Below are 15,806 nucleotides of genomic sequence, written 5' to 3'. Positions count from 1 at the left end.
ACGGCACATGCGGACTCAGGTACCGGCAAACCCCCATCACTGTCGGCGCTACCGGTAGACTGGAAGCTAATCCCGCCCCACTTGTGGGACGCATAGAACAACGCTGACTATCGCTGAACGACGCAGCCGCTCCGGCCACCACCGGAAGCTTGGCTTGTGCTGTGCCAGAAAGGGCGCTTCGTGGCCGATTCCGGCAACCCCAACGAGAACATCCCGTCTACCGTCGCTGGCGAGAACGGCGAGGTCACAGCCTCGTACGACGCCAGCGCGATCACCGTCCTCGAGGGTCTGGACGCGGTTCGCAAGCGACCTGGCATGTACATCGGCTCGACCGGTGAGCGTGGCCTGCACCACCTCGTGCAGGAGGTCGTGGACAACTCCGTCGACGAGGCGCTCGCCGGACACGCGGACACCATCGACGTCACGATCCTCGCCGACGGCGGCGTGCGCGTGATCGACAACGGCCGTGGCATCCCGGTGGACATGCACCCCGTGGAGAAGAAGCCCGCGGTGGAGGTCGTCCTGACCGTCCTGCACGCGGGCGGCAAGTTCGGCGGCGGCGGTTACGCCGTCTCCGGTGGTCTGCACGGCGTCGGCGTGTCCGTCGTGAACGCGCTCTCGACCAAGCTCGCGGTCGAGATCAAGCGCGACGGCTTCCGCTGGACCCAGGACTACAAGCTGGGCGTGCCGACGGCCCCGCTCGCCAAGCACGAGGCGGTCGACGAGTCGGGCACCCAGGTCACCTTCTGGGCCGACCCGGACGTCTTCGAGTCGACCGAGTACTCCTTCGAGACGCTGGCACGGCGCTTCCAGGAGATGGCGTTCCTCAACAAGGGTTTGACCATCAAACTCACTGATGAGCGCGACTCCGCCAAGGCGACGGCGGGTGCGGACTCGGCCGAGGCGACCGATGACGAGGCCGCCGACGCCCGCACGGTGACGTACTTCTACGAAGGCGGCATCGTCGACTTCGTGAAGTACCTCAACTCCCGTAAGGGTGAGGTGATCCACCCGACCGTCATCGACGTCGAGGCCGAGGACAAGGAGCGCATGCTCTCGGCCGAGATCGCCATGCAGTGGAACTCGCAGTACACCGAAGGTGTCTACTCCTTCGCGAACACGATCCACACGCATGAGGGCGGTACGCACGAGGAGGGCTTCAGGGCCGCACTGACGGGCCTGGTCAACCGGTACGCGCGCGAGAAGAAGCTGCTGCGCGAGAAGGACGACAACCTCACGGGCGAGGACATCCGCGAGGGTCTGACGGCGATCATCTCGGTGAAGCTGGGCGAGCCGCAGTTCGAGGGCCAGACGAAGACCAAGCTGGGCAACACGGAGGCGAAGACCTTCGTGCAGAAGGTCGTGCACGAGCACCTCACGGACTGGTTCGACCGCAATCCGAACGAGGCCGCGGACATCATCCGCAAGAGCATCCAGGCCGCCACGGCACGCGTCGCCGCCCGCAAGGCGCGCGACCTGACCCGCCGCAAGGGCCTGCTCGAATCGGCGTCGCTGCCCGGCAAGCTGAGCGACTGCCAGTCGAACGACCCGACGAAGTGCGAGATCTTCATCGTCGAGGGTGACTCCGCCGGTGGTTCGGCGAAGTCCGGCCGTGACCCGATGTACCAGGCGATCCTGCCCATCCGAGGCAAGATCCTGAACGTCGAGAAGGCGCGGATCGACAAGATCCTGCACAACCAGGAAGTCCAGGCCCTCATCTCGGCCTTCGGCACGGGCGTGCACGAGGACTTCGACATCGAGAAGCTCCGCTATCACAAGATCATCCTGATGGCGGACGCCGACGTCGACGGTCAGCACATCAACACCCTGCTCCTGACGTTCCTGTTCCGCTTCATGCGGCCGCTCGTCGAATCCGGCCACGTCTACCTGTCGCGCCCGCCGCTCTACAAGATCAAGTGGAGCCGGGACGACTTCCAGTACGCGTACTCGGACCGCGAGCGCGACGCGCTGGTCGAGCTCGGCCGCCAGGCCGGCAAGCGCATCAAGGACGACTCGGTCCAGCGCTTCAAGGGTCTCGGTGAGATGAACGCCGAGGAGCTGCGCATCACGACGATGGACCAGGAACACCGCGTGCTCGGCCAGGTCACCCTGGACGACGCGGCACAGGCCGACGACCTCTTCTCGGTGCTGATGGGAGAGGACGTCGAGGCACGGCGCTCGTTCATTCAGCGCAATGCCAAGGACGTCCGCTTCCTCGACATCTGAGTCGGCCGTACAAGCCGCACCTCGAAAGGACTTTGACCAGCAATGGCCGACGAGAACACCCCTGTGATGCCCGAAGAGGAGCCCGCCGTTCCCGGCGTGGGCATGCGTGTCGAGCCCGTCGGGCTCGAGACGGAGATGCAGCGCTCGTACCTCGACTACGCGATGTCCGTCATCGTGTCGCGTGCGCTGCCCGACGTACGGGACGGCCTGAAGCCCGTCCACCGCCGCGTCCTGTACGCGATGTACGACGGCGGATACCGCCCCGAGAAGGGCTTCTACAAGTGCGCCCGCGTCGTCGGCGACGTCATGGGCACCTACCACCCGCACGGCGACTCCTCCATCTACGACGCCCTGGTCCGCCTGGCCCAGCCGTGGTCGATGCGGATGCCCCTGGTGGACTCCAACGGAAACTTCGGCTCTCCGGGCAACGACCCGGCGGCCGCCATGCGGTACACCGAGTGCAAGATGGCGCCGCTGGCCATGGAGATGGTCCGTGACATCGACGAGGAGACCGTCGACTTCACGGACAACTACGACGGCCGCAACCAGGAGCCGACGGTCCTGCCGGCGCGCTTCCCGAACCTGCTGATCAACGGCTCGGCGGGCATCGCGGTCGGCATGGCCACCAACATCCCGCCGCACAACCTCCGCGAGGTCGCGGCGGGCGCGCAGTGGGCGCTCGAGCACCCGGAGGCCTCGCACGAGGAACTCCTCGACGCCCTGATCGAGCGCATCAAGGGCCCCGATTTCCCCACCGGCGCACTAGTAGTGGGCCGCAAGGGCATCGAGGAGGCGTACCGCACGGGCCGTGGCTCCATCACGATGCGCGCGGTCGTCGCGGTCGAGGAGATCCAGAACCGCCAGTGCCTGGTGGTCACCGAGCTCCCCTACCAGACCAACCCCGACAACCTCGCGCAGAAGATCGCCGACCTGGTCAAGGACGGCAAGGTCGGCGGCATCGCCGACGTCCGCGACGAGACGTCCTCGCGCACGGGCCAGCGCCTCGTCGTCGTCCTGAAGCGGGACGCGGTCGCCAAGGTCGTCCTGAACAACCTCTACAAGCACACCGATCTGCAGTCGAACTTCAGCGCCAACATGCTGGCCCTGGTCGACGGTGTGCCGCGCACCCTCTCCCTGGACGCGTTCATCCGCCACTGGGTGACGCACCAGATCGAGGTCATCGTCCGGCGTACGAAGTACAGGCTGCGCAAGGCCGAGGAGCGGGCCCACATCCTGCGCGGCCTGCTGAAGGCCCTGGACGCGATCGACGAGGTCATCGCGCTCATCCGCGCCAGCCAGACGGTCGACGTCGCGCGTGAGGGCCTGATGGGCCTGCTCTCGATCGACGAGATCCAGGCGAACGCCATCCTCGAGATGCAGCTGCGCCGCCTGGCCGCCCTGGAGCGCCAGAAGATCGTCGCCGAGCACGACGAACTGCAGGCGAAGATCAACGAGTACAACGCGATCCTGGCCTCGCCCGAGCGGCAGCGCCAGATCATCAGCGAGGAGCTCGCGGCGATCGTCGACAAGTTCGGCGAGGACCGTCGCTCGGCGCTCGTGCCCTTCGACGGCGACATGTCCATGGAGGACCTGATCGCCGAGGACGACATCGTCGTCACGATCACGCGCGGCGGTTACGTCAAGCGTACGAAGACGGTCGACTACCGCTCGCAGAAGCGCGGCGGCAAGGGCGTCCGCGGCACGAAGCTCAAGGAAGACGACATCGTCGACCACTTCTTCGTGTCGACGACCCACCACTGGCTGCTGTTCTTCACCAACAAGGGCCGGGTCTACCGCGCGAAGGCGTACGAGCTGCCGGACGCCGGACGCGACGCCCGCGGCCAGCACGTCGCGAACCTGCTCGCCTTCCAGCCGGACGAGAAGATCGCCGAGATCCTCGCGATCCGTGACTACGAAGCGGTGCCCTACCTGGTGCTCGCCACCAAGGGCGGCCTGGTCAAGAAGACCCCGCTCAAGGATTACGACTCGCCGCGCGCCGGTGGCGTCATCGCCATCAACCTCCGCGAGACGGACGACGGTTCGGACGACGAGCTGATCGGCGCCGAGCTCGTGTCGTCCGAGGACGATCTGCTGCTCATCAGCAAGAAGGCGCAGTCGATCAGGTTCACCGCAACGGACGATGCGCTGCGTCCCATGGGCCGTGCGACCTCGGGCGTCAAGGGAATGAGTTTCCGAGGTGGCGACGAACTGCTCTCGATGAATGTCGTCAGGCCGGGTACTTTCGTCTTCACCGCAACCGACGGTGGGTACGCGAAGCGGACCAACGTCGACGAGTACCGCGTCCAGGGTCGTGGTGGCCTCGGCATCAAGGCCGCCAAGATCGTGGAGGACCGCGGCGAACTCGTGGGCGCGCTGGTGACGGAGGAGACCGACGAGATCCTCGCCATCACCCTGGGCGGCGGTGTGATTCGTACGCGAGTCAACGAGGTCAGGGAGACGGGCCGTGACACCATGGGCGTCCAACTGATCAACCTGGGCAAGCGCGATGCCGTGGTCGGTATCGCTCGTAACGCCGAGGCCGGGCGCGAGGCGGAGGAAGTCGACGGCGACATCGTCGTCGACGAGACCGCTGACGGCGAGCCGGCCGTCGGTACGGACGAGGGCACGGAGTCCACGGCCGAGTAGCGCGAGGAGAGAGTCATCGTGAGTGGAGCCACGGGCGCCGGAGCAAGTGGAACCGGCCCAGCCGGTACAGACGGTGTCCGTGGCTCCGCCACTGATTCTCCCGACTCGCATGAGTCTCGTGGATCCCAGGGGGGAACCGTGACCGACACCCGAGGGCCGCAGCCGGCTCAGTCAGCGCAGTACGACGGGTCCTACGCGGCCGGTACTCAAGGGACCCAGGGAGCCCAAGGCACCCAAGGAGCCTCAGGCGCGCTGCCCGGGGAACGTCAACCCCAGCAGGGACAGCAGCAGGGCGGGCAGATGTACCACCCGCCGCAGGCCTACCAGCAGGATTCCCAGACGGGTTCCGTGCGCAGGCCGCGGACCGGGGCGCGCACGACGCCTCGTACGCGCAAGGCGCGGCTGAGGGTGGCCAAGGCCGATCCGTGGTCGGTGATGAAGGTCAGCTTCCTGCTCTCCATCGCGCTCGGCATCTGCACGATCATCGCTGCCGCCGTGCTGTGGATGGTCATGGACGCCATGGGCGTCTTCTCGACGGTGGGCGGCACGATCTCGGAGGCGACGGGCTCGAACGAGTCCAACGGCTTCGACCTGCAGTCCTTCCTGTCGCTGCCGCGTGTCCTGATGTTCACGACGATCATCGCGGTCATCGACGTGGTCCTCGCCACGGCGCTCGCGACGCTCGGCGCGTTCATCTACAACCTCTCCGCGGGCTTCGTGGGCGGCGTCGAGCTGACGCTGGCCGAGGACGAGTAGTCCTGCCGCTCAGATCTCTGTGGGTCCAGGGTCTCGCCCCTCATGGGGAGGGGCCCTGTTCCTCTTCCCGGCGACGCCGGGACCGCGAAGCCCGCACCTCAGGGCCGGTCCGGCCCCCGCCGAGGTATCGATTTTGGGACTGGCCCGCACGTGCGCTAATCTTCAGAGGTCAGCGCGCGGGACACACCGCAGCGCGGCGGGGCTATAGCTCAGTTGGTTAGAGCGCATCCCTGATAAGGATGAGGCCACAGGTTCAAATCCTGTTAGCCCCACAAGACGAAAGACCCCCAGCCGATACGGCTGGGGGTCTTTCGCATGGGTGACGACGTCCCGTTGCGTGCGCTCGCTGAGGTTGCGGTGCGCCCGTCTCAGTTTCCCGAGCGCACGCCCTGCCGGGGGTGAGTTGCTGATGAAGAAGACCCCCAGCCGTCTCGGCTGGGGGTCTTCTTTGTGTCTGTGGGGCCCCTGGGGCAACGGCCGGGCCGGCCGGGGCCGTGATTACGGTTCTGCGGCGAGCCCGCCCGGATGGGCCTCGGCCTCAACGGCCGTCTCCGTGTCGTCCGTGGGGAGGTGGCGGCAGCTGGGGGACGATCCGTGTGCCTCGGCGCGGATGCGCTGCTTCATCGTGGGCGGCAAGGACCGTTCGTACGCTGCTGCCCAGTAGGCCGCGAGTGGTGCCGTCATGGTCGGCGCGCTCTTGCACGTTTCCGTGGCCTGCTGTACCGGCGTGGCCGCCGTTGCCGTCGTCGTGAATCCCAGTGTGGCGAAGAGTGCGAGGAAGGCGGTGATGAGCGTGGTCCACAGCTTCATGGCCTTGGTGCCGGTCATGGCGTCTCACTTTCGGGTTGGGCGATTTGCGTACTTTCCTCATGATGTGTATGCGGAGCCGAGAGTGGGGGACCGACGCTCGTGGCGCGTCGATGTTCAGATGAACACCACCCGGATGGCCGTAAAGGGCCCTTGAGGGGCCTGGGAGGGGGCCGGGTGAGGTCGAGAGCGGCGAATGTCACGCCGGGCCGTGAGGCGCCAAGGAGTGGCGGAGCCCGATTCGACTGCTGTGTTCGGGGCGGGAGTTGGGGTGGATCCAGGTCACCGATCGGTATCGGTCGGTGTGTATAGTCGGGCTTCAGAGGTCCCTTACGTCAAGAAAGACGAGGTCGCGCGGTGAAGAAGCTTCTCCTGGTCGCACTGGCCGCCATCGGCGGACTCCTCGTGTACCGCCAGATCCAGGCGGATCGCGCCGAGCAGGATCTGTGGACGGAGGCGACTGACTCCGTGCCCACGGGTTCGTGAGTACCGACAACAGTCTCTTTACAAGGCCCCGGTCGCTTCTGCGGCCGGGGCCTTGTGCTGTCCGGATCTCTCCGGTCGCCCGCCTTTGCCCACGCAAGCCATCGCCTTGCGTGAGCAAAGGTTGTCGCGCCTCCGCGCGGGCATGTCTGGCCGGGACGGCTGGGTGCTCGGGGAGGGGTGGCACGTGATGGGGCGGCTGCGCAGAGGCCGGATGACACGCGGATGCCGGGTGACGCTGGCGGCGGGAGCGGCGCTGTGCGTGGTGACGACGCTGCCGGGACAGGCCGCGGCGGGCACGCCGAGTCCGTACGTCTTCGCCGGCCGGGCCGTGCCGGTCGAGGGCGCGAAGAACAGCATGGGCAGTGCGAAACTCACGCCCGGGGCGACGTACAAGAGCTCTCTCGCACGCGGGGGAAAGCTCTACTACCAGGTACAACTCGACGCCAGAGAGACCGTGTACGTCTCGGCCACCGCCGTTCCCCGACTCGACGCCAAGGTCGTCTACGGGGACGGCGTCGAGGTGACCTTGCAGGACGCGAACGGCAACAACTGCAACTCCGGCGACGCGCGATTCGGTACGGCGCAGAGCCCGCGGCCCATCACCGCCTGGGCGGTACGGGAGGTCGGCCCCGCCGACAACCGGTGCGAGGTGGCCGGCACGTACTACGTAGTGGTCGAGCGGAACAGCGACCCCGGCTCCAGCACGGAGACCTGGGACACGGAGCTGCGCGTCGTCTCGGAGCCCGCAGTGGCGAAGAGCGTCCCCACGACGCCGCCGGAGTCGTGGAACTCCGCCTCGCCCACTCCTCCCACCGATGCGCGCAAGGAACGCAGGGGCGGCACGGGCTTCAACGACGCCAGGGCGCTGCGTGCAGGCGTCTGGGGCGACCGGATCGAGCCGGGCCAGACACTCTTCTACCGCGTGCCGGTCGACTGGGGGCAGCAGATCTCCGCCAGTGCGGAGCTGGGCAGCGCGAGCGGGGGCAGGGACGAGTACGTCACGTCGGCGCTCGTCATGTCGCTGTCCAACCCGGTACGCGCGCGCATCGACGACGCCGAAACGGCATACGACGGCCAGCAGAAGTCGACCACGCTGGAGCCACTGGCTCCCGTTGCGTACGAGAACCGCTACTCCCCGGTCGACGGTGTGGCCGGGACGCGGTTCGCCGGGTGGTACTACCTCTCGGTCCACCTCAACCCGAAGGTCGCCCGGCAGTTCGGCAAGGAGCCGCTGGGGCTGACGCTGCGGGTGAACGTCGACGGAGCCGCGAAGGCGGGGCCCGCGTACGTCGGGACGGCGCGCCCCTCGGACGAGTTCAGCGTCACCGGTCAGGACAAGGACGCCGCGGCGCGGGGCGACACGCCTGCCGGGGGTGAGAGCGGTGGCGGTGGCGGTGGTGGTGACGGGAGTGGCGATGCGGACGGGATGAAGGTGATCGCTGCCGGGGGGTTCGGCGCCGGGACCTTGCTGCTGATGGTCCTGGGGGTGTGGACGCTGATCGGGCGGAGGCGTGCGGCGGCTTCGGCGGTGGCTTCGGCGGCGGTTTCGGCTCCGGGGCCGGGTTCGGGGCCGGGTTCGGGGCCGGGTTCAGGTTCGCAGTATGGGCCGCCACCGGCTTGGTAGTGGGGCCTGGTTCAGGTCTGGGTCTCAGGTCTGGGTCAGGGCCCAGATGCCCACCGCGAAGCAGGCCAGCGCGGCCAGCAGCATCGGGATCGCCACCTTCGGGGGCGGTCCCGGTCGTTTCTGCCGGTGGCGCTGCGGAACTGGTCGGCTTTGGAGCGGAACCTGCGGGGCGTGAGCGGTGTATGGATAAGTAGGGATGGCTACGTGATGCGCTGGTGGCGTCACGGACTGTGAGGGTTCGTGGGGTGCGAGGTGTACAGCTCCCGGTACGGGCGCCTGAGCCGACGCCGCCTGAATCGGCACCTGGTGGGGGGAGGGGACATGCGGGGACTGAGCGGGGAGCGGGGGCGGAGTGGCCTGCTGCGGTGGCGCTTGCTGCGGGGGCGTTTGCTGGGCCTCTGCTTGGGCTTCTGGTTGGGGCTGGGCCTGAGGTTGGACCTGGGCCTGGGCCTGTGGCTGGGGCAGCGGGAAGCTTCCCGTCTGCGGCGCGGAGACAGGCGGGGGCGGAACGGACGGGGGTGGAACCGGTACGGACGGAGGAGCGAAGTCCGGCGGTGGTGGGGTCGTGCAGGGCCCGTCGGGGCCGAACCCTCGGGGGAGCGGGCCCAGTTGGTCGAAGATCTCGACGATCTCGTCGTCGGGCCCCGGCTCCGGCAGCAGCTCGGCGGCCGAGTTCAACGCCTTGCGCGCACCCGTGGCGGTGCGGAACCGCGCGAGCGGGTCCGGCTGGAGAAGCGTGGCGACGACCTGCCACAGCGGCTCCGGCACGCCCTTCGGCGCCCCAGGAGTGCCGTGCGCGGCGAAGTGCTCGATCAGGGCCTTGGCGTCCGGCTTGGCGCCCTGCAGCAGATAGAGGGTCACCAGGCCGACGGCGAAGAGATCGGCGGTGAAGTCCGGCTCGGCGCCCATCATTTGCTCCGGCGCGAAGTAACCGGGCGTCCCCACCACATAGTCGGCCTCGGTCAGTCGCGGCTCGCCCATCCGCATCGAGATGCCGAAGTCGGAGAGCCGCAGATGCGGCCGCGCGGTGCCGGTGGCCTCCAGCAGGATGTTGGCGGGCTTGATGTCACGGTGCACGACCCCCTCGGCGTGCACCGCCGCGAGACCGGAGAGCAGCTGGTCCAGGAGCGTGCAGACCAGGCGGGGCGGCAGCGCGCCGTAGTCACCGATCACATGGGCCAGCGAGCCGCCGGCGACCAAGGCCATGGTGAAAAGGACCTTGTCGTCGTCGGCGGCCCAGCTGGCGGGTGCGAGCACATGGGGGTGGTCGATCCGGAGCGCCTGCTCCCGCACGAAGCGCAACAGCGCGTGCGCGTCGCTCTGTTGCAGGACCTTGGCGGCCACATAGCGGCGTCGCCGGTGGTCCCAGGCGCGCCAGACCGCTCCGACTCCCCCGCGGCCGACCGGGTCGACCAGTTCGTAGCGGCCGGCGAAGACCTCACCCATGGTCGCGCATTGCTCCCCCTCCGGGCCGCCCGGTGGCCCGGCCGACGGCTCAGTTCTGGTGCGCCTCGTAGTGGGCGACCGCGTCCGCGGTGCGTCCGGCGCCGTATACCCGGAGGAACTCTGCCAGTTCCGGGTGGGTCGGTGCGAGGGAGTCCGCGGCATCGATGATGTCGCCCGCCGCGGCGACGGAGCGCAGCAGTGACTGGATCTCGCGCACCACACGCTTCACTGTGGGCGCACCCGAACTCGTCGTCGACTGCGAGGTGTTGGTCAGGACGGAGCCGCCCTGGGACTTCTTGATCTCGTCCATGCGGTCGGTGGCCTCGGCGGCGCTGACGCTGCCGTCGGCGACCTGGCCCGCCAGCTCCTGGAGGAGCTGGACGCGCTGGACGACCGCGGGGTTGCCGATCTTGGCGCGCTGCCCGCTCATCAGCTGGGACAGCATGGGCGCGGACAGACCGAGGACGCCGGCGAGGCGTGCCTGGTTGAGGCCCAGATCATCGATGAGACGGCGGAAGAGCGCCCCCAGCGGCTCCCCGTACCAGTTCCGCTGGAGCTCTCGTGCTCTCGCGGTCGTCTCTTGCTGTGCGGCGTCCATTGCGTCTCCCCATCGCTTCCCCAAAAAACCGTGGTTCGCTGCCGCGAACCACGCCGAGCATCTTACGGAGCGTGGTCGTTCACCGGGACCCCCAATCCTTTTGCGAGATCTGGGGGGTGACCCGGTACTCTGGTCTGCGTTGCCCACCGGAGCGGGATTCTTCCGGCTGGGTGCGCCGTTTTCGGGGCCTTAGCTCAGTTGGTAGAGCGCTGCCTTTGCAAGGCAGATGTCAGGAGTTCGAATCTCCTAGGCTCCACAGAGAAACGCCGTAGGGCGGGGTCACCTCAGCTGAGGTGACCCCGCCCTACGGCGTTGTCGGTGTTTCCGGGACAGGGGCCCGGACGATGCCTCCGGGTCAGCGCAGGTCGTCTTGGTCCGCGGCCTCCGTCTCGGCCTGCTTGGCCTGGACCTCGGGGTCGAGGGAGCCCTGACCGCTGCCGTCGACCGAGGTCAGCGGCGTGCTGTCGGGGACCTCCGTCGCGGCCGGCGGCTCGACGAGCCAGTCCGGGTTGGCCTGCTTGTCCCACCACTTCCAGGCAGCGACCGCACCACCGGCCAGGATGCCCAGGACGATGAGCCCCTTGGCCGCGCGTCCTGCGCGGGCCCGGCGGTTGTGCTTGCGGGCCAGCCGCTGGATCTCCTTGGGCGAGACCTCACCGCGCAGCGCGGCGAGCGCCGCGGCACCGCGGGACGCCGCCTCGTCACGGACGGGCTGAGCCACGGCCACGGCGTGCTCGATCCGCGGCTTCGAATAGTCGGCGGCCTGCTGGGCGGCCTTGCGGGTCTGCTCGGCCGCCTTGCGGGTGCGGACGGCTGCTTCGTGCGCGGCCTGGTCGACCTTCGGCGGCACATGCGTACGGGCCTGCTCGATGCGCGGGCCGACGTGAGCCCCGTACTGGACACGGGCTTGCTCGGCGGCCTGCGAGACCTTGGGTGCGAGCCGTACGCGGGTTTCGTGCGCGTAATGGACGGCCTGGTCCTTGGCCGTGCCGGCGTAGGGGGCCACCGCCTCCGCGGCATGCCGCACGCTGTCCCTCGCCGAACCGGTCGCGGCGCGCACGCTGTCGATGCGGGTCACGGGATCCTCCTCCTCGGTGGCTTATAGGTATGTCACCTTTCCACCCTTTCAAGGATCATGCCTTTTGGATGGCTCCGAGGCATGAGAGGGCGGGCATCCGGGTGTGATCAATTTGATCAAATCGGTACAAGGAGAGTTTCTTCGCCGACAATGCCACGGATCGTCGCGGCGCGCTCCCACTCGGTGGCTACTCGTCGCAATCCGGTCCGTGGGAGGATCGGGGGCGTCACAGAAGACAACAGAAGACAACGGAAGGCAGACCGTGGCCGAGCAGCTTTACGCCACCCTGAAGACCAACCGCGGCGACATCGAGGTGCTGCTGCACCCCAACCACACGCCCAAGACGGTCAAGAACTTCGTCGAGCTCGCCAAGGGCGAGCGTGAGTGGGTCCACCCGGCCACCGGCAAGAAGACGACGGGTCGGCTCTACGACGGCACGGTCTTCCACCGCGTCATCAGCGGTTTCATGATCCAGGGCGGCGACCCGCTGGGCAACGGCACGGGCGGTCCGGGCTACGAGTTCGAGGACGAGTTCCACCCCGACCTCGCCTTCGACAAGCCCTACCTGCTCGCCATGGCCAACGCCGGGCCGGGCACCAACGGCTCCCAGTTCTTCGTGACGGTCTCCCCGACCGCCTGGCTCACGCGCAAGCACACGATCTTCGGCGAGGTCACGGACCCGGCGAGCCAGAAGGTCGTCGACGAGATCGCGGCCACGCAGACGAACCCGCGCACCGACCGTCCGGTGAACGACGTGATCATCGAGTCCGTCGTCATCGAGACCCGCACCGCCTGACACCGGCGCACCCCGCGAGGGAACCAAACCGCCCCGCCCATCCGTATGGAAGGGCGGGGCGGTGCGTTCGCCGCGCGCGCGTGGCCGCGCCTTCGTACGGACATTGAGGGGACCCCATGGACCAGGCACCAGGCAGCCCGCAGGGGCCACAGGACGCACAGGAACTGCCGGGCTGTTACCGGCATCCGGACCGCACGACCGGCATCAGCTGCACGCGCTGCGAGCGCCCCATCTGCCCGGAGTGCATGATCAGCGCCTCGGTCGGCTTCCAGTGCCCCGAGTGCGTGCGCGAGGGCTCGGGCACCGGCCACGCACCCACGGCGAACCAGCCGCGCACCCTCGCGGGCGGCTCGATCGCCGACGACCCGCGCCTGATCACCAAGATCCTGCTCGGCCTGAACGTCGCGGTGTTCATCGCGGTCCTCGCCATGGGCGACCGCCTGGTCAATGAACTGGTCCTGGTCGGAGCATGGCCGCCCGAGCCCTTCGTGCCGACCGAGGGCGTCGCCGAGGGCCAGTGGTACCGCCTTGTGACGTCGATGTTCACGCATCAGGAGATCTGGCACATCGCGTTCAACATGCTCGGCCTGTGGTGGCTCGGCGCCCCCCTGGAAGCAGCGCTCGGCCGCGCCCGCTATCTCGCGCTCTACCTGCTGTCCGGCCTGGCGGGCGGCGCACTGACGTACGTCGTCGCGGACTCGAGCCAGGCCTCGCTCGGTGCGTCCGGAGCGATCTTCGGTCTGCTCGGCGCGACCGCGGTCCTGATGCGGCGCCTGAACTACGACATGCGCCCCGTCATCGCGCTGCTCGCGCTGAACCTGCTCTTCACCTTCACCTGGAGCGGCATCGCCTGGGAGGCGCACGTCGGCGGTCTGGTCGCCGGTGTCGCCATCGCGTACGGGATGGTGCACGCGCCCCGCGAGCGGCGGACGCTCGTGCAGTGGGGGACCTGCGCCGTGGTCCTTGTCGTGGTCCTCGCGACGGTGGTCATCAGGACCGCGCAGCTCGTCTGAAGCTCACCGTTGTCATCCGATGGCCAAGGTTGTCCACAGCGTGTGTCCACGCTTGTGCATTCTGTGGGGAACAACAGTGCCCCTTGTCGCTGACCTGGGTTTCCCCAGGAGGGACAAGGGGCCTGTGAGGGCTTGCATGGCGATCAGCCAGTCATACCGGCGTCAACACCGAGTGGGTTATCCACAGATCGTCTTTCTTTTCCCCAGCCGAGGCCGGGATGTGGATAGCGCTGTGGATAACTCAGGGCAAGGCTTGCGTACAGCCCTGCGGGGCGCGCGCTACTTCCACTGAGTGGAGACGCCGAACCCAGCGGCGATGAAGCCGAAGCCGACCACGATGTTCCAGTTGCCCAGCGGGTCGATCGGCAGCTTGCCGTCGGTGACGTAGAAGACGACGATCCAGGCGAGCCCGATGAGGAACATCGCGAGCATCACCGGAGCCACCCAGCTACGGCTGGTCAGCTTGATGTTCGTCGCCTTCTTGGCGGGCGGCGTGTAATCGTCGGCCTTCTTGCGGATCCGTGACTTCGGCACGAGGGTCTCTCCTGTCGATACGGGGAGCTGAGCCCTCCCCCGGGCGTCCGTTAGCGTAGTGCTTCCGCGGCGCTGAAGGAGATAAGGGTACGTTGAGCAATTCCGCCGACTCCCCCACAGGTCCCGCTCGTCGTGCTCGCTGGCGGCCGGTCCGGTTGCTCACGGCCGCCGTTTTCGCGCTCGCGGGCCTCATCTTCTTCACCAGCTTCAACACGGCCAAGGGCACGAACATCCGCACCGACGCCTCTCTCCTGAAGCTCTCCGACCTGATCGAGGAGCGCAGCCACAAGAACGGGAAGCTCGACGAGTCCAACGGCTCGCTGCGTGACGACGTCGAATCCCTGGCCGAGCGCGACAACGGCGGCACGAAGGCCGACGACGCCCGGCTCAAGGCCCTGGAGAAGAACGCGGGCACCAAGAAGCTCAGCGGTGAGGCCGTCTCCGTCACCCTCGCCGACGCCCCGCCGAACGCCACCGCCAAGCTCCCCGGCTACCCCGAGCCCCAGCCGAACGACCTGGTCATCCACCAGCAGGACCTCCAGGCCGTCGTCAACGCGCTCTGGCAGGGCGGTGCCGAGGGCATCAAGGTCATGGACCAGCGGCTCATCTCCACCAGCGCCGTCCGCTGTGTGGGCAACACCCTGATCCTCCAGGGCCGCGTCTACTCGCCGCCGTACAAGGTGACGGCCGTCGGTGACCCGGAGAAGCTCAAGACGGCGCTCGCCGCGTCCCCGGAGATCCAGAACTACATGCTGTACGTCAACGCGTACGGCCTCGGCTGGAAAGTCGATGACGACGGGGCGATGACTCTTCCCGGCTACTCGGGCACAGTGGATCTCCACTACGCGAAGCCCGTGGAGTAAGCCGCTGGGGGAGCCTGTGTCGGTGCGAGTGCTCGTCAGGACGTTCAGCGAACTGTGCATCACCATGGGCACGTTGATTGTTCTGTTTGTGGTGTACGTCCTCTTCTGGACCGGTGTGAAGGCCGACAACGCCATGGACAGTCAGATCGACACGCTCCAGGACCAGTGGTCGCAGGGTTCGGTGGCCACGGGCACGGACGACAAGCCCACCGAGACCGAGGCGTCCCCCGCGAAGCCCGGTCCCTATGAGGACGGCAAGCCCTTCGCCGTCATGTACATCCCGCGGCTTGGTTTCACGTGGAACAAGCCGGTGCTCCAGGGCACCGGGACCGACACCCTCAAGAAGGGGCTCGGCCACTACGAGGACACCGCGCAGCTCGGCCAGAAGGGCAACTTCTCCGTGGCGGGGCATCGCCGCACGTACGGCGATCCGTTCAAGGACTTCCCGAAGCTGCGGCCGGACGACGCCGTGGTCCTGACCGACGGCACCACGTGGTTCACGTACCGCATCGACAACAAGCCCCACAAGACGCTGCCCGGCGACATCGGGGTCATCGATCCGGTTCCGCGCAAGTCCGGATTCGAGGGGCCGGGGCGTTACCTCACCCTTACGACCTGTGAGCCAGAGTGGGGCCACAGCCACCGGTTGATCGTCTGGGCGCACCTCGACGCGACCCAGCCCGTCGAGGCCGGGAAACCGGAGGCACTGCGCCGTTAGTCTGGTGCCGTACGGCTACGGAAGGGACGGCATGTACGGCTGGATCTGGCGGCATCTGCCGGGAAACGCATGGGTAAGGGCACTGCTTTCGCTGGTGCTCGTCTTCGCTGTGGTCTACGTGCTCTTCCAGTACGTCTTCCCCTGGGCCGAGCCGCTGCTCCCCTTCAACGATGTGACGGTGGACGGCCAGTGAGCACAGTGAGCCCGGTGAGCCC

The 15,806-nt window shown here is 67.8% G+C and carries 15 protein-coding genes and 2 tRNA genes; 12 read left to right on the top strand and 5 right to left on the bottom strand.

The window, feature by feature from the left end; all coding sequences use genetic code 11:
* Window positions 1-156: 156 nt before the first annotated feature.
* The 4 genes from gyrB to AC07AG_RS24455 all read left to right on the top strand — a co-directional run bounded on the left by gyrB (window position 157) and on the right by AC07AG_RS24455 (window position 5,900).
* Entirely contained in the window at window positions 157-2,226 is a 2,070-nt protein-coding gene (gyrB, locus tag AC07AG_RS24470) for a DNA topoisomerase (ATP-hydrolyzing) subunit B (RefSeq protein WP_478757631.1), read from the top strand.
* A 42-nt stretch (window positions 2,227-2,268) separates the two neighbouring features.
* A complete protein-coding gene (gene gyrA / locus AC07AG_RS24465; protein ID WP_249588890.1) occupies window positions 2,269-4,872 on the top strand; it encodes a DNA gyrase subunit A in 2,604 nt (867 codons plus the stop codon).
* Between the two features lie 18 nt (window positions 4,873-4,890).
* Entirely contained in the window at window positions 4,891-5,628 is a 738-nt protein-coding gene (locus tag AC07AG_RS24460) for a DUF3566 domain-containing protein (protein ID WP_478757629.1), read from the top strand.
* A 198-nt stretch (window positions 5,629-5,826) separates the two neighbouring features.
* A tRNA-Ile gene (locus AC07AG_RS24455) sits at window positions 5,827-5,900 on the top strand.
* 226 nt (window positions 5,901-6,126) lie between these two features.
* Here the strand turns inward: AC07AG_RS24455 and AC07AG_RS24450 are convergent.
* The gene (locus AC07AG_RS24450) at window positions 6,127-6,456 is read right to left on the bottom strand and encodes a DUF6344 domain-containing protein (protein ID WP_249588887.1); all 330 of its coding nucleotides are present in this window, start codon (window positions 6,454-6,456) and stop codon (window positions 6,127-6,129) included.
* A 336-nt stretch (window positions 6,457-6,792) separates the two neighbouring features.
* On the opposite strand from AC07AG_RS24450, the gene AC07AG_RS24445 reads away from it, so the two are divergent.
* Both AC07AG_RS24445 and AC07AG_RS24440 read left to right on the top strand, forming a co-directional pair.
* Window positions 6,793-6,921 carry a DLW-39 family protein gene (locus tag AC07AG_RS24445; protein ID WP_003999697.1) on the top strand — a complete coding sequence of 43 codons (129 nt, stop codon included), beginning with the start codon at window positions 6,793-6,795 and terminating at the stop codon, window positions 6,919-6,921.
* A 142-nt stretch (window positions 6,922-7,063) separates the two neighbouring features.
* On the top strand, window positions 7,064-8,545 hold the full coding sequence (locus AC07AG_RS24440; RefSeq protein ID WP_478757628.1) for a hypothetical protein: 1,482 nt from the start codon (window positions 7,064-7,066) through the stop codon (window positions 8,543-8,545).
* Between the two features lie 24 nt (window positions 8,546-8,569).
* Here AC07AG_RS24440 and AC07AG_RS24435 read toward each other — a convergent pair whose 3' ends face one another.
* Together AC07AG_RS24435 and AC07AG_RS24430 are read right to left on the bottom strand one after the other, a co-directional pair.
* Window positions 8,570-9,991, bottom strand: coding sequence for a serine/threonine-protein kinase (locus tag AC07AG_RS24435; RefSeq protein ID WP_478757626.1), 1,422 nt, complete (start codon window positions 9,989-9,991; stop codon window positions 8,570-8,572).
* Between the two features lie 49 nt (window positions 9,992-10,040).
* Window positions 10,041-10,589: a helix-turn-helix domain-containing protein gene (locus AC07AG_RS24430; RefSeq protein WP_160506124.1), complete on the bottom strand. Its 549-nt coding sequence runs from the start codon at window positions 10,587-10,589 to the stop codon at window positions 10,041-10,043.
* A gap of 183 nt (window positions 10,590-10,772) precedes the next feature.
* Between AC07AG_RS24430 and AC07AG_RS24425 the strand changes: the two genes are divergently transcribed.
* Window positions 10,773-10,845, top strand: a tRNA-Ala gene (locus AC07AG_RS24425).
* Between the two features lie 99 nt (window positions 10,846-10,944).
* Here AC07AG_RS24425 and AC07AG_RS24420 read toward each other — a convergent pair.
* Complete coding sequence (locus tag AC07AG_RS24420; RefSeq protein WP_478757625.1) at window positions 10,945-11,667, bottom strand: DUF5324 family protein; 723 nt, start codon at window positions 11,665-11,667, stop codon at window positions 10,945-10,947.
* Between the two features lie 262 nt (window positions 11,668-11,929).
* Here AC07AG_RS24420 and AC07AG_RS24415 point away from each other — a divergent pair, with 262 nt between their 5' ends.
* Window positions 11,930-12,463 (top strand): peptidylprolyl isomerase, encoded by a 534-nt coding sequence (locus AC07AG_RS24415; RefSeq protein WP_478757623.1) that lies wholly within the window; start codon window positions 11,930-11,932, stop codon window positions 12,461-12,463.
* 116 nt (window positions 12,464-12,579) lie between these two features.
* Window positions 12,580-13,476: a rhomboid family intramembrane serine protease gene (locus tag AC07AG_RS24410; protein WP_478757622.1), complete on the top strand. Its 897-nt coding sequence runs from the start codon at window positions 12,580-12,582 to the stop codon at window positions 13,474-13,476.
* A gap of 279 nt (window positions 13,477-13,755) precedes the next feature.
* Here the strand turns inward: AC07AG_RS24410 and crgA are convergent, their stop codons facing one another.
* Entirely contained in the window at window positions 13,756-14,010 is a 255-nt protein-coding gene (gene crgA / locus AC07AG_RS24405; RefSeq protein WP_160506128.1) for a cell division protein CrgA, read from the bottom strand.
* A gap of 92 nt (window positions 14,011-14,102) precedes the next feature.
* Here crgA and AC07AG_RS24400 point away from each other — a divergent pair, with 92 nt between their 5' ends.
* From AC07AG_RS24400 to AC07AG_RS24390, 3 genes are read left to right on the top strand one after another with little or no spacing between them, the layout of a single operon-like run.
* Window positions 14,103-14,873, top strand: a complete 771-nt coding sequence (locus AC07AG_RS24400) for a DUF881 domain-containing protein (RefSeq protein ID WP_478757620.1) — start codon at window positions 14,103-14,105, stop codon at window positions 14,871-14,873.
* 22 nt (window positions 14,874-14,895) lie between these two features.
* The gene (locus AC07AG_RS24395) at window positions 14,896-15,591 is read left to right on the top strand and encodes a class E sortase (RefSeq protein ID WP_478757618.1); all 696 of its coding nucleotides are present in this window, start codon (window positions 14,896-14,898) and stop codon (window positions 15,589-15,591) included.
* Window positions 15,592-15,622: 31 nt separating this feature from the next.
* Complete coding sequence (locus tag AC07AG_RS24390; protein WP_190083025.1) at window positions 15,623-15,784, top strand: hypothetical protein; 162 nt, start codon at window positions 15,623-15,625, stop codon at window positions 15,782-15,784.
* The last annotated feature ends 22 nt before the right edge of the window (window positions 15,785-15,806 follow it).

This window comes from Streptomyces sp. NPDC044044 (genome assembly GCF_056434405.1).
This window is presented reverse-complemented; position numbering and strand designations above follow the sequence as displayed.